Source organism: Methanothermobacter thermautotrophicus str. Delta H, assembly GCF_000008645.1.
In the GTDB taxonomy this organism is placed as follows: Archaea; Methanobacteriota; Methanobacteria; order Methanobacteriales; family Methanothermobacteraceae; genus Methanothermobacter; species Methanothermobacter thermautotrophicus.
In genome coordinates, this window is record NC_000916.1 from 157,873 (window position 1) to 177,751 (window position 19,879).

General features: G+C 49.7%; 19 protein-coding genes and 1 pseudogene. 9 read left to right on the top strand and 11 right to left on the bottom strand.

Going from position 1 to position 19,879, the window contains the following annotated elements:
• Positions 1-4: 4 nt before the first annotated feature.
• The 8 genes and pseudogenes from acs to MTH_RS01015 form a co-directional block, all read right to left on the bottom strand.
• Positions 5-1,909: pseudogene (gene acs / locus MTH_RS00980) on the bottom strand (acetate--CoA ligase).
• A gap of 134 nt (positions 1,910-2,043) precedes the next feature.
• Entirely contained in the window at positions 2,044-3,672 is a 1,629-nt protein-coding gene (gene thsA / locus MTH_RS00985; RefSeq protein WP_048060772.1) for a thermosome subunit alpha, read from the bottom strand.
• Between the two features lie 170 nt (positions 3,673-3,842).
• Complete coding sequence (locus MTH_RS00990; protein ID WP_010875858.1) at positions 3,843-4,256, bottom strand: hypothetical protein; 414 nt, start codon at positions 4,254-4,256, stop codon at positions 3,843-3,845.
• Between the two features lie 51 nt (positions 4,257-4,307).
• Positions 4,308-5,528 carry an FprA family A-type flavoprotein gene (locus MTH_RS00995; protein ID WP_048060773.1) on the bottom strand — a complete coding sequence of 407 codons (1,221 nt, stop codon included), beginning with the start codon at positions 5,526-5,528 and terminating at the stop codon, positions 4,308-4,310.
• A 239-nt stretch (positions 5,529-5,767) separates the two neighbouring features.
• Entirely contained in the window at positions 5,768-6,580 is an 813-nt protein-coding gene (locus MTH_RS01000) for a 4Fe-4S binding protein (protein WP_010875860.1), read from the bottom strand.
• Positions 6,581-6,677: 97 nt separating this feature from the next.
• Complete coding sequence (locus MTH_RS01005) at positions 6,678-7,205, bottom strand: RimK/LysX family protein (protein WP_010875861.1); 528 nt, start codon at positions 7,203-7,205, stop codon at positions 6,678-6,680.
• Positions 7,206-7,256: 51 nt separating this feature from the next.
• Positions 7,257-8,645 (bottom strand): cyclic 2,3-diphosphoglycerate synthase, encoded by a 1,389-nt coding sequence (locus MTH_RS01010; protein ID WP_048060774.1) that lies wholly within the window; start codon positions 8,643-8,645, stop codon positions 7,257-7,259.
• Between the two features lie 169 nt (positions 8,646-8,814).
• Positions 8,815-9,123 carry a UPF0058 family protein gene (locus MTH_RS01015; protein ID WP_010875863.1) on the bottom strand — a complete coding sequence of 103 codons (309 nt, stop codon included), beginning with the start codon at positions 9,121-9,123 and terminating at the stop codon, positions 8,815-8,817.
• Positions 9,124-9,431: 308 nt separating this feature from the next.
• Between MTH_RS01015 and hisD the strand changes: the two genes are divergently transcribed.
• The 4 genes from hisD to hemL all read left to right on the top strand — a co-directional run bounded on the left by hisD (position 9,432) and on the right by hemL (position 14,016).
• Positions 9,432-10,706, top strand: coding sequence for a histidinol dehydrogenase (gene hisD, locus MTH_RS01020; protein ID WP_048060775.1), 1,275 nt, complete (start codon positions 9,432-9,434; stop codon positions 10,704-10,706).
• Positions 10,707-10,799: 93 nt separating this feature from the next.
• Positions 10,800-12,113 (top strand): aspartate--tRNA(Asn) ligase, encoded by a 1,314-nt coding sequence (gene aspS, locus MTH_RS01025; protein WP_010875865.1) that lies wholly within the window; start codon positions 10,800-10,802, stop codon positions 12,111-12,113.
• 11 nt (positions 12,114-12,124) lie between these two features.
• Positions 12,125-12,742, top strand: a complete 618-nt coding sequence (locus MTH_RS01030; RefSeq protein WP_048060776.1) for a cobalt-precorrin-8 methylmutase — start codon at positions 12,125-12,127, stop codon at positions 12,740-12,742.
• A gap of 11 nt (positions 12,743-12,753) precedes the next feature.
• Complete coding sequence (gene hemL / locus MTH_RS01035; protein ID WP_010875867.1) at positions 12,754-14,016, top strand: glutamate-1-semialdehyde 2,1-aminomutase; 1,263 nt, start codon at positions 12,754-12,756, stop codon at positions 14,014-14,016.
• Between the two features lie 28 nt (positions 14,017-14,044).
• Here the strand turns inward: hemL and MTH_RS01040 are convergent, their stop codons facing one another.
• Both MTH_RS01040 and MTH_RS01045 read right to left on the bottom strand, forming a co-directional pair.
• The gene (locus MTH_RS01040) at positions 14,045-14,614 is read right to left on the bottom strand and encodes a hypothetical protein (RefSeq protein ID WP_010875868.1); all 570 of its coding nucleotides are present in this window, start codon (positions 14,612-14,614) and stop codon (positions 14,045-14,047) included.
• A 110-nt stretch (positions 14,615-14,724) separates the two neighbouring features.
• Positions 14,725-15,435, bottom strand: coding sequence for a DUF4012 domain-containing protein (locus MTH_RS01045; RefSeq protein WP_010875869.1), 711 nt, complete (start codon positions 15,433-15,435; stop codon positions 14,725-14,727).
• Between the two features lie 280 nt (positions 15,436-15,715).
• Here MTH_RS01045 and mtxX point away from each other — a divergent pair, with 280 nt between their 5' ends.
• From mtxX to MTH_RS01060, 3 genes are all read left to right on the top strand, one after another.
• Complete coding sequence (gene mtxX, locus MTH_RS01050) at positions 15,716-16,420, top strand: methanogenesis marker protein Mmp4/MtxX (RefSeq protein ID WP_048061187.1); 705 nt, start codon at positions 15,716-15,718, stop codon at positions 16,418-16,420.
• 76 nt (positions 16,421-16,496) lie between these two features.
• A complete protein-coding gene (gene uppS, locus MTH_RS01055; RefSeq protein ID WP_010875871.1) occupies positions 16,497-17,264 on the top strand; it encodes a polyprenyl diphosphate synthase in 768 nt (255 codons plus the stop codon).
• A 56-nt stretch (positions 17,265-17,320) separates the two neighbouring features.
• On the top strand, positions 17,321-18,091 hold the full coding sequence (locus tag MTH_RS01060; protein ID WP_010875872.1) for a TatD family hydrolase: 771 nt from the start codon (positions 17,321-17,323) through the stop codon (positions 18,089-18,091).
• Between the two features lie 65 nt (positions 18,092-18,156).
• Here MTH_RS01060 and MTH_RS01065 read toward each other — a convergent pair whose 3' ends face one another.
• Positions 18,157-18,534 (bottom strand): carboxymuconolactone decarboxylase family protein, encoded by a 378-nt coding sequence (locus MTH_RS01065; RefSeq protein ID WP_010875873.1) that lies wholly within the window; start codon positions 18,532-18,534, stop codon positions 18,157-18,159.
• Positions 18,535-18,627: 93 nt separating this feature from the next.
• Between MTH_RS01065 and MTH_RS01070 the strand changes: the two genes are divergently transcribed.
• Positions 18,628-19,278 (top strand): 2,5-diamino-6-(ribosylamino)-4(3H)-pyrimidinone 5'-phosphate reductase, encoded by a 651-nt coding sequence (locus MTH_RS01070; RefSeq protein WP_010875874.1) that lies wholly within the window; start codon positions 18,628-18,630, stop codon positions 19,276-19,278.
• An 11-nt stretch (positions 19,279-19,289) separates the two neighbouring features.
• A complete protein-coding gene (locus tag MTH_RS01075; protein ID WP_048061189.1) occupies positions 19,290-19,826 on the top strand; it encodes a DUF483 domain-containing protein in 537 nt (178 codons plus the stop codon).
• Positions 19,827-19,879: the final 53 nt, after the last annotated feature.

A 19,879-nucleotide genomic window follows, 5' to 3' on the forward strand; every position in this document is an offset into this window, starting at 1 on the left:
CCAGCTATTCCTCAAGGGTTGAGGTATCACCGAGGTCCTCTCCTTCCTCCCTGGCCCTCAGTATTCTCCTCATTATCTTACCAGACCTGGTTTTGGGGAGGCTGTCAACCTGGACCATCTCTCCGACGACGGCCACGGGTCCGAGTTCATGGCGAAGGTGTCTTTTCAGTTCTTCGATGAGGGCGGCGTTCAGTTTATGACCCTTCTTGAGTATGAGGAAAGCCTTTATGACCTACCCCTTGATGGGGTAGGCCTTGCCTATAACCGCGGCTTCTGCAACTGCAGGGTGTGCGACAAAGACTGATTCAACCTCTGCAGTACCTATCCTGTGCCCTGCTATGTTCAGGACGTCATCGGATCTTCCCTGGATCCAGAAGTATCCGTCCTCGTCCTTCCTGGCCATGTCACCTGCGGTGTACACTCCGCCGGGGATCTGCTTCCAGTAAACATCGATGTACCTCTGCTCGTCGTTGAAGAGGGTCCTGAACATGGCTGGCCATGGCTTTCTGATCACAAGAAAACCACCCTTACCCAGGGGCACGGGGTCGCCATTCTCGTCAACCACGTCGGCCTCTATGCCCGGGAGGGGCTTTGTCACTGAACCCGGTTTAAGGGGTGTCACAGGTAGGGGTGCTATGAGGTGCATCCCTGTCTCGGTCTGCCACCAGGTGTCAATTATCGGGCACTTCTCCCTTCCAATGTTCCTGTAGTACCACATCCATGCCTCAGGGTTTATGGGTTCACCGACCGTACCAAGTATCTTGAGGGATTCAAGGTTGTAGCGTTTTGGGTGCTTGTCACCGAACCTCATGAGGTGCCTTATTGCGGTTGGTGCCGTGTAGAACTTGGTGACACCGTATTTCTCAACGATACTCCACCACACACCGGGGTCAGGGTAATCAGGTGCCCCCTCATAGAGGAGTGTTGTGGTTCCAAGTAGCAGCGGGCCATAGACAACATAGCTGTGACCTGTTATCCACCCGATGTCTGCTGTGCACCACCAGAGGTCTCCGTTGTGGATGTCAAAGGTCATCTCGAGGGTTGATGCAACCCCCACCATGTATCCTCCTGTTGTGTGTAGAACACCCTTTGGTTTTCCGGTGCTCCCCGAAGTGTAGAGTATGAAGAGGGGGTCCTCTGCATCCATCTCCTCTGCATCGCACCGGTCCCCTTCACCCTCTATGAGCTTATCGAAGAGCATTTCACGTCCACTTATATCCGACATCTCAATGTCGATGTCTGTGTGCTTTACAACCACTGTGGTTTCTATGGTGGGGCACTGGAGTATGGCCTCGTCCACTATGGGTTTGAGCTTTATAACCCCGCCCCTTCTGTAGGTACCGTCGGCTGTTATTATGATCTTTGCCCTTGCATCGTTCAGGCGTTCCACCAGGGCCCCCACACTGAGACCGGAGTATATGACACTGTGGACAGCACCTATCTTTGCACAGGCAAGCATTGAGATTACAAGTTCGGGGCACATTGGAAGGTAGAGGGCAACTGCATCGCCCTTTTTGATTCCAAGACTTTTGAGGGCATTAGCGGTCCTGTTAACCTCACGGTACAGTTCATAGTAGGTTAACTTCCTTTCATCCCCCCTCTCGTTCACGTATAGAATGGCGACCTGGTTTCTCTTGTCTGTGTCAAGCCACCTGTCAACGGCGTTGTAGGTCATGTTGATCTTACCGTTGACGAACCACCTGTAGAATGGTCTGTTGCTCTCATCAAGGACCCTGTCCCATTTTCTGAACCATTCGAATCTTTCAGCCTTTTCGGCCCAGTAGTTCTCATGGTCCTTTCCCTTTTCGAGCTCGGCCTCCCAGTTTTTTATGTGGGCCTCCTCCACAACGGTGTAGTGGGGTTTGAAGACCCTTTTCTCTTCCAGGAGAACTGAGGTATCCTTTGACATTTTTCATACCGCCATCTTTTTCTTGGTTGGTAGTAGTAAGTTTCTCTCAACTTATATATTTTACTATTATTAATCATGATAGATAATATTTATTATAAATTTTTTATTAATAACCTCGAAAAAAATGAGGTGGGTTACATCATGGGGGGCATTCCACCCATTCCACCCATTCCTTCCATATCCTCCTCGTCCTTGGATGAGACATCAAAGCCCCTGGCGGCTATCATGTCATCTATACGGAGGATCATCTCAGCTGCCTCAGCTGCAGACTGGATGGCCTGTTTCTTGACCCTCTGGGGTTCGATTACTCCGGCCTCCTTCATGTCGACGATGTTACCATCGAAGACATCGATTCCCATGTAGGGTGATTCCTCATGGGCTGCCCTGAGGTCAACGAGGACGTCGATGCTGTCAAGACCTGCGTTCTCTGCAAGGGTCTTTGGCACGATTTCGAGGGCGTCTGCAAAGGCGGATACTGCCAGCTGCTCCCTGCCGCTTATGGTGTCAGCATACTCACGCAGTTTCCTGGCGATTTCAACCTCAGGCGCTCCTCCGCCTGCAACAACCTCCCTGTCCTCAAGTGTTGATGCAACGACTCCTATTGCATCCTCAAGGGCACGCTCCATTTCCTCTGCAACATGCTTCGTGCTTCCCCTCAGTATTATGGAGATTGCCTTGGGGTCCCTGCATTCCTCAATGAATGTGAGGACCTCATCAAAGATCTTCTTCTCGTAGATAACACCGGCCTCTCCCAGATCTTCTGCTGTGAGGTCATCTATGTTGGTGACGAGTCTTGCGCCTGTGGCCTTCTCAATACGTTTGATGTCTGACTTCTTGACCCTCTTGAGGGCCATTATTCCCTCACGTGAGAGGTAGTGGAGTGCAAGGTCATCGATACCCTTCTGGCAGAACACGACGTTGGCGCCTGAGCTCTTTATCTTCTCAACCATGTCGCGGATCATCTGCTCTTCCTGTTCTATGAAGGCCTGCATCTGTGATGGGTCTGTTAGCCTTATCTTGGCATCGGTTTCAAGGTCCTTAACCTCTATCGGATACTTGAGGAGGGCTATCCTGGCTTTTTCGATTCTCTTTGGCATTGAGGTGTCTGCCCTTGACTTGTCAATTACTATGCCGTTCACGATTCTTGACTCGTTCACTGATGCGCCCTGTATCCTCTGTATGTTAATGTTGTCCTTGTCGATTTCACCGTCCTCTTCGACCTGCATTACTGCGTCAACAACGAGTTCAGCAAGTTTTTCCTTGGCCCTCTCTGAACCCTTTCCTGTCATTGCAGTTATTGCGACCTTCATGAGGGTGTCCCTGTCGCTTGCTTCCATTGATATCTCTTCAAGTATCTCCTGGGCCTTCAGTGCTGCATTCCTGTAACCAAGTGCTATGATTGTTGGGTGCACACCCATTTCAATGAGTTTTTCAGCTTCCTTGAGCAGTTCACCTGCTATTATGACTGCAGTGGTTGTACCGTCCCCCACCTCGTCTTCCTGGGTCTTTGCAACCTCCACCAGCATTTTTGCTGCGGGGTGTGAGATGTCCATTTCCCTGAGGATCGTAACTCCATCATTTGTAATCACGATGTCTCCAAGGGAGTCAACAAGCATCTTGTCCATACCCTTGGGTCCAAGGGTTGTCCTCACAGTCTCTGCAAGAACCTTACCCGCAAGGATGTTGATTCTCTGTGCTTCCCTTCCAACGTAACGGCTTGTATCCTGTGGTAATATGAATATGGGCTGCTGTCCCTGTGCCATTAAATCACCTCTTAAATAAATAGCATGCAATTATCCATGGGTTTAAGGTTCTATAAATAATTTGTGTAGAAGATCCTGTGGGTTTCTGGTTTCTGCAGACTTACTGGAAGAGTTGCAGATGGATTCCTCTTCCTGGAAATAAATAATTGACTGGAGATGGTGGCGTGTGGTTAACGGTTGGGGAATATCTTCGGCAGGAAGGTCTGACAGAAGTCTGGTGTAATCTTTGAGGTTTCATGCTCAAGTTTTTCCACTATCTCCTCTTCGAGTTCAGGTGTCTTTGATGCCTCAACAGTGAAGGTCTCGCCGTCGATCCAGAGCCTGAGTGACTCCTGACCCATGGTCATACTGAATTCAACGGTGTTACCCCTTTCAATATCGCTTATTATATCATCCAGGATATCATCTGATAGTTTCAGGAGCTTCCTGCCCTCCGGTTCATAGGTTCTCTTCGAGGTCCTGATACGGGTTATGCGCACCGGTGCGCACCCCTCTTCCCTTATTGTCTTCCTTACGGTCCAGAAGAGGCTCACAACAATTTTCTTCTCAGGGTCATGACTGCCCTTAAATTTGATTGATTTCATTAAATCACTGCATCCTTTAAACTATGTTTCCTGCATTACTCATTTTGAAAGCTACATTTTCTTTATCCTTTCACCGACGCTCTTCCCGATGCTGTAGCATTCATCCAGGTCTCCGGAGGTGGGGACATAGTTAACCTCAAAGGTTTCAGCAACCTCGAATCCTGCACCTGAGAGCTCCTCCTGAAGGGTTCTCACTGCACCGCCACCCCATCCCTTTGATCCGAATACAACTGCAAGCCTTTTAAAGCCTGTGCGATCGAACGTAAGTCCTTTGAGATAATATATAAGGTCACCGAGGCTTGGGAATGGTCCGTTGAACATTGTTGGGCTTCCTATGAATACTGCCTTGCTCTCAAGGATATTCTTCACAATCTCACTCCTCTCATCCTCATGAAGGAAGTGCATCGACACATCCACGTCCGCTGCCATGAGACCCTCGGCCATGGCATGTGCCAGCATCCTGGTGGAGTAGTGCATGGTGTCATAGATTATGGTGGCCTTGTCCCTGCACTTCCCGGTGGCCCAGTCAGTGTATGCAGCTATTATCTTCAGGGGCTCGGTCCATATCTGGCCGTGGGAGGGCGCTATCATCCCTATCTTCTCAAGGAGGCCCAGTTCCTTAACCTCACTGAACTTCCTGAGTACAAGGGGGGAGAGTGGTGTTAAAAGGTTTGCATAGAATTTCATGGCAGCATCCATCAGTACAGCTTCAGGGACGTCCTTATCAAAGCGTTTGCTGATGCAGAGGTGCTGTCCGAAGGCATCATTTGAGAAGAGAATACCTTCCTCCTCGAGGAGGGTGAACATGCTGTCTGGCCAGTGGAGCATTGGGGCCTCAAGGAATGTGAGGGTCTTTCCCCCGAGGTCAGTGCTGTCCCCTGTTTTAACGGTCTGCATCGGGGTATCCTGGGGTATGGAATAGTGCTGCCTGAGGCCCTCAGCTGCCTTTGCGGTGCAGATTATCTCTGAACCGTACCTTTTGAGGACCTCGGTGATGGAACCGCTGTGATCCCTTTCAATGTGGTTCTGTATTATGAGGTCAATCTTTTCATCCCTTCCTTCCCTTTCAAAGGCGTCGGTTATCCTTCCAAACATCTGTGAAGAGGTTCCGGGGTAAGTGTTGTCAACAAGGGCCACCCGTTCATCCCCAAATATGAGGTAGGTATTGTAGGTTGTGCCTCCAAGGGTGTAACCATGGTAGCTCCTTATGTCCCAGTCCATCACACCAACCCAGTAGACACCATCCGCAATTTTTACTGCATCAGCCTTCATATTAAACACCAACTTACTGTATGTTGAACTTCATTATTAAATTATACAATTTTATGGGGTGAGGTGGTGCTGATTTTGGGGGGGGTGATTATACAATTTGTGGTGCTGATTTTTCAGGCTGGAATGGGTCATGTTCTCTTTCTTTATGCCAGAAGAACGAATTTTTGTAGCAGACAACTAGTCTGCCAGTAAATATGATGTGATGTGCATTCAGATGTTTATTAATTAAAAAAAATAGTTTAGAGCTTCCCCCTTTCTTCCAGCTTCTGCCTTAACTTCATGAATTTTGATCGGACCGTTTCATAGCCCTTACTGTAGAATGGACAGCTCTCTATGCAGTAGGTGCATCCCTCACTGCACCCAAGGCATCTATCCTCAAGGAGCAAGACTGTGGATCCACAGCAGGTATCCACCTCCACCAGGGCATCCTCAGGACAGGCCTTTATGCATTTACCGCACCTTGCACAGTACTCAGGGATCCATGAATGCTCACTGGCCTTCTGAGGAAGGTTGGATATGCTCGTGAGCACTGCAGATACTTTCTGGGCCGGCCCTGTCTCCGGACCTATGAGAAGGCCGTTAGTCCCCTTAAAACCAATACCTGCATTCTGGGCCAGGGATGTGAGATCCAGGAGTCCACTCATGGGGTGGATGGCCACGGCACCGTACCCATTCTCTCTGAGGTAATCTGAAACCCTGAAGGTTAAATCGGCAAGTTCATCGTAGAGTCTGTCATTCATGGCCTGGGCCTCCTCCCTTGGAGGAGTGCCTATAAGTTCATCATCCATCTTCAATGTGAGTACCACGGCGTTCTTATACTTAAAATCACCTGCAAGGATAACCTCTGGGGTTATGGACGCATAACCCATGCTGGCTATGCCAAGTGAACGTGCGTAATCCTCAAGTCTGCTAAGGAATTCTCTGCTGGCTGTGGTGGATGGTGTTTCAGGTTCAGGGACCTCTGACTGGTCAGGGTACTCAAGAAATCCACAGCTGCAGCTGCAGCCACTGATGGTGTTCTGTGCATCTCCACAGCAGTTATTTTCCTCCATTTAATCACCTCAGTTTACATATGAATGGATGTTCATATTTATATTTATGGATATAGTGTCCATGTGTTTTCACTATCCGTATGAATGTTTGCCCGGTTCACTCCTCTATCTCGTACTCAAATTCCCAGAAGGGGGTGCCCTCTGATTCCTCACCCTCGAGGTGTTCCATCTCATGGGCAACTCCATAGGCACCTGAACCCGTGAACCGGAGGGGTTTTTCCAGTCTCTTTAGCCGGATCTTAAGGTCAAGGGGGTCAAGCACGGCCCTCAAAATGTAGTCACCATCCACAACAACACGGTAGGGCCTGCTCACAAGCTCTCGCTCGTTCCTGGAACCGCACTTCTCAAAGCGGTAAACGGTTCCCTCCTCACTGATTATCCTGGGATTCAGAAAAAGGTACACTATCTCAAGGGTACGGCCGATCATCTCATCCTCATCAAAGCGGGTGACCTTCTCCTTGATGGCCATGAACCGGCTGGAGTTCTTCCTCAGACTCCAGTCCCCACCGAATCTTATGGAGAAAAGAAGGGGGAGGAAGGCGTCGGGGGGTATCTGGAGTTTCTCGATAACCCTCTTCTCAGTAATGGTGAACCTGAGGAGTTTCTTCAGGTCAGCATCGTCCAAGTTATCACCATTCCGGGCGTTCTCTGCCTCTACTCTGGGGGTTCACTGAATTCAGGGCGTCTTTCTGAGGTTGAAGTCGGCTATCGCCCTTTCCACCACGGAGATTATTGCATCATCAAGTTCATCCTGGGCACCATCCCTCACAACCGGGATGTTGTCGCAGTATATGACCTCGAGTCCAGCCTCAAGGGCGTCCTTCGTTGCAACGTCAACTGCAGCGGCCTTGAGTTCAGTTAGCATCACATCAGCGTCCTCTATGTACCTTTCAATGTCCCTCTGAAGCAGTGGCCTGTTTGAGAGGTGTGGTGTGGTGCCCACAACCCTGCAGCTGTACTCTGATTCAAGATATTCAACCAGGAGGTCCTTCACTGAGTCAGGGGCTGTTGTTGCAAAGAGCACATTCTTACCCTCAATCTCACCCAAGGGCTTTGGTCTGAAGACAGTTGTTATAACCTCAGCTTCGGGGTTTATGGATTCAATGAAATCGACTATCTCCCTGACCTTTTCATCCCCTGCCATGGGCTCCTCGCACATGGTGACTATCACAAGGTCCGCAAGTCCAATCCTGAAGGGTCCGAAGAAGTTCTTTATGTTTATAAGTGGCTGGTTTGCACCGACAAGTACTATGTGGCGGTTTGATTTCACCGGAGGGATGGCTGCACCGCTGCCCTCAAGGATAACAAAGTCTGCGTCCAGTCTGTTGGCGGTTTCAGCGCCACGCTTCATGTTTGTTATGAAGACATCTCCCACCATACCTCCCCCGCATCTTCTGCAGCCAACGGTGAGTATCCTGCTCATGAGTGCATCCTCCCAGTGGTCAGAGGCTGCATGCACACCCTTATCTGACTGCTCCATGAGAAACTCGGGGGTTATTTCGATCCGGTCGCCATGGACGATCTCGGGTTCCTCGGGACCCCCACGGCCCATAGCAACGACACAGGGGTTGTACTGGCGTTCGTGGATCAGTCGGGCGGCATAGGCGGATACTGCAGTTTTACCTATCCTCTTACCCGTGCCCAGTATCTTGAGTGAGGGTTTCTCAAGTATGTCATACTCTGTCAGGGGCTGGAATTCGAAGTCCGGGCCCCTGTAGACTGCACCCTCACCCAGGACAACTGAGGCTATCCTGAACCTCTTGGAGTAGTCAAGGACAGGTTCATCACTGAGGTCCATGACGGTATCTGCACCATACTTTCTTATGAGTTCTCCTATGAGTTTGTAGGGGATCCTGTGGGGGTCATCCCCGAAGTGGACCGGTCTGCCCATTATTTCAGTGTATTCCTCAGGGGAGGATGTCCTGAGCTTCTCTGTCCCACCAATAAAGATCAGGGCCTTCACATCAATGTGCTCCATTGAGTCAAGGGTTTCAACTGCTGCTCTTGTCACAGGCAGGTAGTGCTCTCCATCAACAAGACAGATCATGGTTTCTGTGGCCTTCATAAACAAACACCTGTTATAAATAACTCTGTTATAGATATGGGATTGGTGCTATTAAAAATAGGCGGCAAGTACTGATAAGAATAATACGGGTATAAGTAATAAATATGTGGCTGGCACCACTGCTGACTAACTGGAACTGGCGGTTCTTGCTGGCATGTAGGAGGTTATTTTACTTTGCCTCGAGCCTGGCCTCCATCTTGACGACTTCTTTCCTTGATCTCCTTGCAAGTTCTGAGAGGCCATTCACAACATTTGGTGGAAGATTGTTACCTTCTTTCCTGGCGAGGATCTCTGAGATGGCGCTTGAGAGCACAAAAATAGCGTACTTATGTTCGGCCTTGGTACGGTGGATGTGGTGGGGGCTGATGTTCAGGGAGAAGTACTCCTCGCATTCATCCTTTATATCATATCCATTCTCAAGGTACTTCAGAACATATACCAGAAATTGGTGCAGTTGTATCATTTCATCCTTATACATGGTTACCAGCCTCAGTCTCCTTATAAGTGTGTATTAAACTTATTATTTAAAAATTTTGGTCCATTAGATGCCCCCTAATCCAAATTAAGGAATGACCACAGATTAATATAAAAATTGCAAATGGTAGTCATATCCATGGGATGAATTCCAACCATCAACCAATGTTTAAGTGAAAGCATATAAATAAATGTTTATATTACTGGAATTCTTCAAATTATTAAATGATCCGGTGTGCCCCCTAAATTCTTAAAAGGGAATGGCTCCATAAAACTAACCATTCGCCCTAACTTTTTCACTGGAGGATGCTGATGAAGATAACAGAATTTGATTACAGACGGATTTCTGAACTCGTTGAAAGAGCAAGGCTTGACGTCGATGATGTCCTTGGACCCGTGGCAGACATCATATCCATGGTGAGGGATGGAGGTGACGATGCCCTCAGGGAACTCACAGGGAGATTCGATGGAGTGACCGTTGAGAACTTCAGGGTCAGCAGGGAGGAGATAGAGGAGGCCCACAAAAACCTTGAACCCGGGGTGAAGGAGGCACTCAGGGAAGCCGCCAGCAACATTGAGGAATTCCACAGGATGCAGATGCCCTCAGGCTGGATGTCTGAGGTTAGACCCGGGGTCATGGCCGGCCAGCTGGTGCGCCCCATTGACAGTGTGGGCTGCTACATACCGGGTGGAAGGGCTGTGTACCCCTCAACGATACTCATGACCGTGATACCTGCAAGGATAGCAGGTGTTGAGAGGATAGTATGCTGCACCCCGCCGGCACAGGACGGCTCGGTACCCGACGCGGTTCTTGTGGCAGCCGACATGGCAGGGGCCAGTGAAATATACCGTGTTGGGGGAGCACAGGCCGTTGCAGCGATGGCCTACGGCACAGAGACCATCAGGCCCGTTGATAAAATCGTTGGACCTGGCAACATATTTGTAACCGCTGCAAAGAAACTGGTCTACGGTGAAGTGGACATAGACTTCCCTGCAGGACCCTCAGAGGTCCTTATAATCGCCGATGAAACTGCCAGTCCAGAGTACATCGCCCTCGAAATACTTGCACAGGCAGAACACGACCCCCAGGCTGCAAGCGTCCTTGTCACAGACTCCAGGGACCTTGCCCTTGAGGTGAAGGAGATGGTCCATGAAAACATTAAATACATGGAAAGGGCCAATATCATAAGGGAGTCCCTTGAAAGGTACGGGATGATAGTTTTAACAGCTGATATTGATGAGGCTGTGGACTTCAGCAATGCATACGCCCCCGAGCACCTTGTTATAATGACGGATTCTCCAGAAGAAACATTGGAGGGCATCCGTAACGCGGGATCCATATTCCTGGGGGAACTGTCCCCTGTGGCTGCAGGGGATTACGGTTCAGGCACAAACCATGTGCTGCCAACCTCGGGATGCGCAAGGATGTACTCGGGTCTCTCCACAGAATCCTTCATCAAAAAACCAACAGTCCAGAGGATAACCAAGGAGGGCCTCAGAAACCTCCAGGGCACCGTCCTGAAACTTGCAGAGTACGAGGGCCTCCATGCCCATGCTGAATCCTTCAGGAGGAGGCTGAGGGACTGATTGATGAAGGCAGATTAATCTGCTGAACTCTGATAATGCATGGTTTCATCAGAGACCTTAAATATTCACTTTAAACTGTTAGAGGTGATTTGATTGTTACTTGGAGATCTTAGAAGGACTCATTACTCAAAGGACATAGAACCGGAGATGGATGGAGATGAAGTCACGGTTATGGGCTGGGTCCATGAAATAAGGGACCTTGGAGGGATAATATTCGTACTCCTAAGGGACCGTGACGGGCTCATACAGATAACAGCCCCCAGTAAAAAGATTGAAAAGGACCTCTTCAAATCCATAAGGAAGCTCAAAAAGGAATCCGTGGTCGCCTTTGGTGGTACTGTGCAGGAGTCAGGCAAGGCACCGGGCGGATTTGAGATAATACCCTCCTTCCTCAAGGTACTTAACATATCAAAGCAGCCCCTCCCACTGGACCCAACAGAGAAGGTTAAGGCTGAGATAGACACAAGACTCGACGCAAGATTCCTTGACCTCAGAAAACCATCCGTAAGCGCAATATTCAAGATAAAAAGCAGAATGCTGCATTCAGTCAGGGTATTCCTTGAAGAACAGGGATTCCTCGAGATAAACACCCCAAAGTTAGTTGCATCTGCAACAGAGGGAGGTACAGAGCTTTTCCCCATAACCTACTTTGAGAGGGAGGCCTTCCTCGGCCAGAGCCCACAGCTGTACAAGCAGATCATGATGTCAACGGGCCTGGACCGTGTGTACGAAATCGCCCCAATATTCAGGGCAGAGGAACACGACACCCTCAGGCACCTCAACGAGGTCATATCAATCGACATCGAGGCATCCTTTGTTGACCACGAGGACGTGATGAAGATACTTGAAAACCTCGTGGTGAGGGTCATTGAAGACGTGAATGAGCACTGCACTGATGCCCTGGAAACCCTTGGAAGGACACTGGAGGTGCCTGAAACACCATTCGAGCGCCTGGAGTATGATGAGGCCGTTGAAATGGTTAACTCAAAGGGAGTTCCGATGAAACATGGAGAAGACCTCCCAAGAGCCGCTGAGAAGGCCCTGGGTGAGATCATGGATGGCTACTACTTCATAACATCCTGGCCAACCGCCATAAAACCATTCTATGTCATGCCAGACGAGGATGACCCTGAGAGGAGTCATGCATTTGACCTCATGTACAGGGACCTTGAGATATCCTCAGGGGCCATGAGGGTACACCAGCATGACCTCCTTGTTGAGAAGATAAAAAGACAGGGTCTTAACCCTGATTCATTTGAGAGCTACCTTTCAGCCTTTGAGTACGGCATGCCACCCCACGCAGGATGGGGACTCGGTGCTGAGAGGTTCAACATGACCCTCACAGGACTTAAAAACATAAGGGAGACGGTCCTCTTCCCGAGGGACAGGAGGAGGCTCACGCCGTAGGTGATAATTTGATGGGAGCATCCACAGGCCAGGGCTATGAAATAGCAAGGAAGAGCAGGGAGATAGTGAGGGAACTCATCTCCGAGGATATATCCTCGCTGGGTCCCGCTGAGGTGGCCATAGTTGAAAGGATAGTCCACTCCACCGCCGACCCGGAATATGCACGTATAACAGAATTCAGCCAGGGCTTTGTTGATGAGGCACTCAGATCCCTCAGGAGTTCAGGCGGGATACTCACAGACATTGAAATGGTCCGCGCAGGCATATCACATCCCTCCCGGTGCTACATAAGGGAACCCGCTGTGAGGGAGCTTGCAGAGAAAAGGGACATCACAAGGGCCGCTGCTTCAATGGAGTACGCCGCCAGCCAGGGATTCCGGGGGATCGTTGTCATAGGCAACGCACCGACAGCCCTCATGAAGGTGATTGAACTAACCCTTGAAGGCCTGATGGATGCCAGGGCCGTTATAGGTGTGCCTGTGGGCTTTGTAGGTGCTGCAGAGTCTAAAGAGGCCCTCAGAGGTACAGAAATACCTCATATGATAACCAGGGGTCCCAAGGGGGGCACACCAGTCGCAGTGGCGGCTGCAAACGCACTCATAGCATTATCCAAGGATAAAGAGGTTTAGAGGTTTTAAAAATGAAGTCAGAGGAACTCTTCAGAAGGGCCAGTAACGTCCTCCCGGGGGGTGTGAGTTCACCTGTGAGGAGGTTCGACCCCCACCCATTCTTTGCAGCGGGGGGCAGCGGATGCCTGCTTGAAAGCGTGGATGGTGAAAGCTACATTGACTACTGTCTGGCCTATGGCCCCCTCATACTGGGACACGCCCACCCACGTGTAGTTGAGGCTGTGAATGAGCAGATAAAAAGGGGGACAACCTACGGTGTTCCCACAGAGGGGGAGATAGAACTTGCAGAGGCCATCATCGAGAGGGTGCCATGCGCTGAGATGGTGAGGTTCACAAATTCAGGGACTGAGGCCACCATGGCCGCTGTGAGGCTTGCCAGGGCCTTCACAGGGAGGGACAGGATAGTTAAATTTGAGGGATCCTATCACGGTGCCCACGACTACGTCCTTGTGAGGCCGGGTTCAGGGGCGGCCACAGCACCTGATTCACCTGGAATACCAGTGGATACTGTCAGAAACACCCTGACGGTACCATTCAACCATGAGGAGGCAATGGCTGAACTCATCGAGGGGGCGGGTGAGGATATAGCGTGCATACTGGTGGAACCTGTCATGGGAAACATAGGGTGCATAGAACCTGAAAATGGTTACCTGCAGTTCCTGAGGGACATAACACGTGAAAATGATATCATCCTCATATTTGATGAGGTGATAACCGGATTCAGGCTTGCACCAGGGGGTGCCCAGGAGTACTACAGGGTTGAACCCGACCTTGTAACCCTTGGAAAGATAGTTGGAGGCGGCTTCCCAATGGGGGCACTGGCAGGCAGAAGGGAGATAATGGAAAATATATCACCTGCAGGTAACGTCTACCAGGCAGGTACCTTCAACGGGAACCCTGTATCTGTAACTGCAGGTCGTGAGACCCTCAGACTCCTTGATGGGAGGATGTATTCTGACCTTGAGAGGAAGGGGTCGACGCTGAGGGCTGGTCTCAGGGACCTCCTCTCTGACCTGGACCTTGAATACCAGGTCACCGGGCCAGCATCAATGTTCCAGTTATACTTCACAGGGGAGGAGGTCAGGAACTATGGGGATGCTAAAAAATCCGATACAGTGCTCTTCATGGAGTACTTCCATGGCCTGCTTGAGAGGGGGGTATTCATACCACCGTCCCAGTTTGAGTGCTGCTTCATATCGGCTGCCCATGAATCAGAGCACATAGAGGCGACCCTTGAAGCTGCCGAGGAGGTTCTCAGCGGCCTTAAAAATTAATTAATTTTTTTGACTGAAATTTTCAGAATCAGGTGAATTTTACTGCTATGAAGAAGTAGAGGAAGCATATCACAACAAATATCAGGAGTGCCATGACAGCTGTCTTCAGGAATCTGCTGTTAAGGGCGTTCCCCTCACGTTCAGCCAGGAACTCCCTCTGCTCACGCACCTGCGATATGAAGCTCTCTGCCTCCACACCTCCACCGGTCACCAGGTTGCTGTCAATAATCTCCTCATCAAGGAGCTCGTTAACTATCTCCTTCTGTTCCCTCACATCATCGATTATTCTCTTCTCAGCAACGAATTCCATGAGGGACCATTTCCCGGTTTTTATCTCTTTGGGGGTTCTCTCCTCATTTTCTATGCTCCTTGAAAGATCCTCAAGGAGTCTAATCCTTTTATCTTCATCCTTGATTTCACTTTCGGTAGCTTCCGGTTCCTCATAGAACTTCTCGAGTGTATCATAGTATTCAAGTGAACCCCCACATTCACAGGACGAAAAATCAGCTGGACTCTCTCCCTCCTGGAGATGATAGTAACCCCCGCATTCTGTACATATGAGGTAGCCCCTGGTTTTTGCAGTGTTCTCATTGGACAACTGTATCCCCCAACACTACTATTTACATTATAATAATTAAGTTTTGTGTATCATTCAATGAAATTCATTGAGGACCATTAATATTAAATGGAAAAAAAGAGGGGGGTTAATCAGTTGCCCACCCTTTCAAGACCCGTTGATATTAGGAACTGCACAACAGCGCCCTCAGGCACAACGACGATGTTTCCCTGCTGGTACTGCTGTAGACCGGCATTCACCATTGCAAGGTACTTTGAGCGGTCCTTTGTTGCGTTGAATATGGCCCTCATGAGTGACTGAATTGCCACACCCCTGGATGAGCCCTGCTGCTGTTCCTCCCTGAGGAACTGTATGCTGTTTCCTGAAACATAACCCTGACCCTCAACGTAGACGGGTCCTATGGACTGCAGTATGCCGTCAACAGCCTGGGGAGTTACTATGACCACTATATCCGTTTTTATGCCTGTATTGTATTCCACTATTTCCTGTGCGAGTCTGGCACCCCTTTCGGTGTCATTCTCCCAGAGGGCATCATGCAGGAGCCACCTGCTGACGCCCTGGGCCCTTAGGGATGCAGGGGACTGTGCCGTGGGGTGGGCCATGTTGTGTGGGTACACAGCCGTCACATTGGTTATGTTACCCTCATTCATGGTTATTATGAAGGCCATGTCAACGGCACCTATGCCGGGCCTTGGTTCACCGGGATCCGCACAGAGCAGCAGCACATGCTTCTCTCCCACAAAAACGTTCTGGGAGTTTGTGATGTAATTCTCATACGTCACAACGGAAAGTCCGAGGATTACGATGAAAAGGCCGATTATTATCTTATTCTTGGTATCCATGGTTCTACCTTCCTTCAGTGATTTTTTTAATGTGTGTCTTTAATGTGTGTCAGCAGGATCACTAATTAAAAAATTTCATGTTTATATTATTTTTCCGTTAACCTAAATTTTCTTATGCAGAAGACATTTATATATTTATTCGCCGTCATCTATTAAAAAGCTGAATCTTATAATACTCATGACCATATATTAATCTTGCTGCCTGCGCCGTAACTCTCTAAGACCTGATCATGGAATATGGAGATAAGCCTGTGAAATGTATGGAAGTGAGGGTGGAGCCATGAGGATAGTGGCTGGTGTCGGTGAGAACAGGAACATGGAGAGGGCTGCATCCCTCGCGGACTTTGAGGTTGACCTGGTCCACTCAGAGGAGGAATTCATAGAGGAACTCAGAAGGGGTGCTGCTGCCTACGTGAGGGGGTCACTGCCAGCCGCAAATATAATGGCAGAACTCAAAAAAGGCGGGCCACTGAACAGGGCTTCATGGATAGAGGTGGGTGCTAATGGATTTCTGCTCGCCCCCGTGGGTATAGATGAGGGAAGGACAGTGGATGATAGATTCAAAATCGCTGTTTCAGCCTCTGAATTTCTCCGGAAAACCGGAGAAGAGCCCAGAGTCGGCGTGATATCAGGGGGAAGGAGGGGGGACCTTGGAAGGTCACCAGAGGTTGACAGGTCAATCCATGAAGGCGAATTCCTCACATCAATGATAAAGGATAAATATAGGGTGAGGCACTACCATATACTGATAGAGGAAGCCGTGGCTGATGGCTGTAACGTCATCATAGCACCCGATGGTATAACAGGCAACCTCATATTCAGATCACTGGTTCTGGTTGGCACCGCCAGGAGTTACGGTGCAGTTGCTCTGGGATTTGACGGAATTTTTGTTGACACATCAAGGTCACAGACAGCCGAAGGCTATCTCAGGGCGCTGAAATTCGCCCACTGGCTTGCCAGAGGATGGAATGAAGATAATGAATAATAGGACCGTTAATCGTATTAATTAAATTAATATTAACTGACCGGATGAACAAAAATTATGATCAGGTAGATTTGAAATGTCACCATTAAAGCCCCTTTACAAGCTGTACGAATGGTACATATCGCGCAACCTCAGAAGGGACAGAATGCCAAGACATGTTGCCATCATCATGGATGGTAACAGGAGATACTCAAAGCTGCAGGGCAGTATGAACCCCATAGAAGGCCATAAGAAGGGCATAGAAACCCTCGAGAAGGTCCTGGACTGGTGCGTGGACCTCGGGATAGAAATAGTAACGGCGTACGCCTTCTCAACAGAGAACTTCAAGAGACCAGAAAAGGAGGTTAAGGGTCTCATGAAGCTCTTCAGGGAAAACTTCGAGGCCATAGCAAGCAATGAGAAGATACATAAGAACAGGGTCAGGGTCAGAGCAGTCGGAAAACTTGAACTCCTCCCGGAGGACGTCAGAAGGGCCATAGAGATCGCTGAGAAGTCAACAGAGCAGTACTCAGACCGCCTTGTGAACATAGCCATAGGATATGATGGAAGGCAGGAGATAGTTGACGCCACAAGAAAGATTGCAGAGGATGTTAAGGCGGGTTTGATAGACCCGGAGGACATAGACGAGGACATGATAAACAGAAACCTCTACACTGCAGGTCTGGAGGACCCGCACCTGATAATAAGGACCAGTGGCGAGGAAAGACTCAGTGGCTTCCTGCTCTGGCAGTCATCCTACTCTGAACTCTACTTCTGCGACAGCCTGTGGCCTGAACTCAGGAAGGTAGACTTTTTAAGGGCCATAAGGTCATATCAGCAGCGTGAGAGAAGGTTCGGCGTCTAGCACAGCCCCTTGATTCATGGGAGGTATGTAGACGTTATCCATATCAATCACTGATTATGGGAGGTATCATCATTATAGACGTTCACTGTCACCTTGACTTCAAGGACTTCAACAGGAACCGTGAAGAGGTCATCGAAAGGGCCAGGAGTAAATTGAGGGCTGTTATAGATTCAGGGGTTGGTCTCGGGGGTAACAGGAGGGCCCTTGAACTTGCATCCCTCAACCCAGGTTTCATATGCCCTACAATGGGGTTCCACCCGGTTGATGCATCAAAGGCAAGACAGGACCTTATAGGGGAGGTTGTCTCGCAGATAGAATCAAATATTGACCTTATAGTTGCAGTTGGGGAGACAGGCATGGACTTCCACCACACCCGTGATGAGGAGGGTAGAAGAAGGCAGGAGGAGACCTTCAGGGTATTTGTGGAACTCGCAGCTGAACATGAAATGCCCCTGGTGGTCCATGCAAGGGACGCTGAGGAGAGGGCCCTTGAAACTGTCCTTGAATACAGGGTACCCGAGGTAATCTTTCACTGCTATGGTGGAAGCATTGAAACAGCCCGCAGGATACTGGATGAGGGATATTACATATCCATCTCGACACTTGTGGCATTTTCAGAGCACCACATGGAACTTGTGAGGGCAATCCCCCTTGAGGGCATGTTAACGGAGACAGACAGCCCCTACCTTTCACCCTTCAGGGGAAAACGTAACGAGCCAGCCTTCGTGGAGGAAGCTGTCAGGGCGATAGCCAGAATCAAGGACATGGACCTTGAGGATGTTGACAGTATCACAACAGCAAATGCAGAAAGAGTGTTTGGTTTATAGGACTCCCGGGGCTGAGAGTCCCATTATTTTTTCTCTTTTAGAGTTCATCAGCTTTGAGTCTATTTTCAAACTTCAGCAGGGTCATTCTCCGTGAAAACCTCCTTCGCTGCAAGCACAGCATTTATGGCTGCAGGGAAACCCGCGTATACGGCCATCTGTATCATGACCTCTATGATCTCATCCTTACTGCAGCCAGCATTTAGGGCTCCCCGCACATGGCTCTTCAGCTGATCATCGGCCCTCAGTACTGTGAGGGCGGCAAGGGTCAAAAGTTCCCTTGTTTTAAGGTCAAGCACGCCCCTGGAGTAGACATCTCCGTATGCAAATTCAGCAACAAAGCGTGCAAGGTCCGGTGCAACATCCTCAAGTTCATCCCTGATGGCGGTGTAGGATTTCCTGTTCATTCTGTTGAGTATCTCCATTCCCCTCCTGTACCTCTCCATGGTTCAACCTCCACTGGTTTCATCATTCTTCGACTTAAAATTCCACATTAATTTATAGGATGACATCTATAAATAGGTCGGAGGAGGAAGGCCATGAGACCCTACGTTATACTCAACGCAGCCATGACACTTGATGGTAAGATTGCAACGGCAACAGGGAGCTCTGAGATATCTGGTGAGGAGGATCTCAGGAGGGTCCATGAACTCAGAAGGGAGTGTGACGCCATAATGGTGGGCATAAACACGGTGCTGGCGGATGACCCGCGCCTCACAGTCCACAGGGTAGATGCAGCCCCCGGGGATAATCCGGTCAGGGTTGTGGTTGACAGCATGGCCAGGACACCCCCCCATTTCAGGGTACTTAACGATGAGGCCCCGACGGTGATAGGTGTTTCAGAGAGCGCCCCGCCTGAGAGGGTTGCTGAGCTCAGAAAAAGGGCTGAAGTGGTTGTTGCAGGGACCCGGCGGGTCGATCTCCATCTTTTACTTGAACGGCTGCATGGTATGGGGATAGAGAGACTTATGCTGGAGGGCGGATCGACACTCAACTACTCCATGCTGACCGGTGGCCTGGTGGATGAGGTCCGGGTCTGCATAGCACCGATGATAGTTGGGGGCAGGGATGCCAGGACCCTTGTGGATGGTGAGGGTATAGATGAGATGGCAGATGCCATAAGACTTGAACTTAAACGGTCCTACACCCTGGGTGAGGACCTCATAGTGGAATACACTGTAAAAGGTTAGACGTGGTTTTCATGCTCGAGGACATATATGAGAGGATAGTAAGGATCAGGGAAGAGGGCTGCAGGGAATGCCTGAAGGTTGTCTGCAGGATGGATGATTTTCAGTTCAACCAGCTCATGTCAAGGCTTGATCTTCAGATCGAGATAACATCAAGGTACAGTCCACCGGTGAGGCCCGCCCTGGACCCAATGATATCAACGGAGCTCGGTGTCTATCGTGGCGATGATGAGAACATAGGTAGACTCCTGGGATACCCTGAATGCTGCATCAGGAGTTTCTCAGAGAATACCCGGTACGCAATCGATGGGGAACATCTTGCAGAGGTCAGTGAACTTGATATCCCTGAGGGTAAATGTGCCATCATAATGCCATCGGGTTTCATACCATGCAGCCTCAGGTGCCAGGAGGCCTGGGAGAGGAAACTCATAGGCTTTGCAGACAGGGATGAATTCAGGAGGATACTTGAACTTGAGGATGAACTCATGATGAGACTCCCCCATTTCCACCTGGCATATGATGAATACTTTGAGAAGATAGTCCTCGAGTAAAAAAACTATTATTTTATGGGTGGCCCTGATCCATCCGAGCTTTCCAGAACACC

Bases quoted from the DNA above. Each gene is read 5' to 3' on its own strand.
- thsA (WP_048060772.1), bottom strand. From the start codon at position 3,672: ATGGCACAGGGACAGCAGCCCATATTCATATTACCACAGGATACAAGC.
- MTH_RS00990 (WP_010875858.1), bottom strand. From the start codon at position 4,256: ATGAAATCAATCAAATTTAAGGGCAGTCATGACCCTGAGAAGAAAATT.
- MTH_RS00995 (WP_048060773.1), bottom strand. From the start codon at position 5,528: ATGAAGGCTGATGCAGTAAAAATTGCGGATGGTGTCTACTGGGTTGGT.
- MTH_RS01000 (WP_010875860.1), bottom strand. From the start codon at position 6,580: ATGGAGGAAAATAACTGCTGTGGAGATGCACAGAACACCATCAGTGGC.
- MTH_RS01010 (WP_048060774.1), bottom strand. From the start codon at position 8,645: ATGAAGGCCACAGAAACCATGATCTGTCTTGTTGATGGAGAGCACTAC.
- MTH_RS01015 (WP_010875863.1), bottom strand. From the start codon at position 9,123: ATGTATAAGGATGAAATGATACAACTGCACCAATTTCTGGTATATGTT.
- hisD (WP_048060775.1), top strand. From the start codon at position 9,432: ATGAAGATAACAGAATTTGATTACAGACGGATTTCTGAACTCGTTGAA.
- MTH_RS01030 (WP_048060776.1), top strand. From the start codon at position 12,125: ATGGGAGCATCCACAGGCCAGGGCTATGAAATAGCAAGGAAGAGCAGG.
- hemL (WP_010875867.1), top strand. From the start codon at position 12,754: ATGAAGTCAGAGGAACTCTTCAGAAGGGCCAGTAACGTCCTCCCGGGG.
- MTH_RS01045 (WP_010875869.1), bottom strand. From the start codon at position 15,435: ATGGATACCAAGAATAAGATAATAATCGGCCTTTTCATCGTAATCCTC.
- mtxX (WP_048061187.1), top strand. From the start codon at position 15,716: ATGAGGATAGTGGCTGGTGTCGGTGAGAACAGGAACATGGAGAGGGCT.
- uppS (WP_010875871.1), top strand. From the start codon at position 16,497: ATGTCACCATTAAAGCCCCTTTACAAGCTGTACGAATGGTACATATCG.
- MTH_RS01060 (WP_010875872.1), top strand. From the start codon at position 17,321: ATGGGAGGTATCATCATTATAGACGTTCACTGTCACCTTGACTTCAAG.
- MTH_RS01065 (WP_010875873.1), bottom strand. From the start codon at position 18,534: ATGGAGAGGTACAGGAGGGGAATGGAGATACTCAACAGAATGAACAGG.
- MTH_RS01070 (WP_010875874.1), top strand. From the start codon at position 18,628: ATGAGACCCTACGTTATACTCAACGCAGCCATGACACTTGATGGTAAG.
- MTH_RS01075 (WP_048061189.1), top strand. From the start codon at position 19,290: ATGCTCGAGGACATATATGAGAGGATAGTAAGGATCAGGGAAGAGGGC.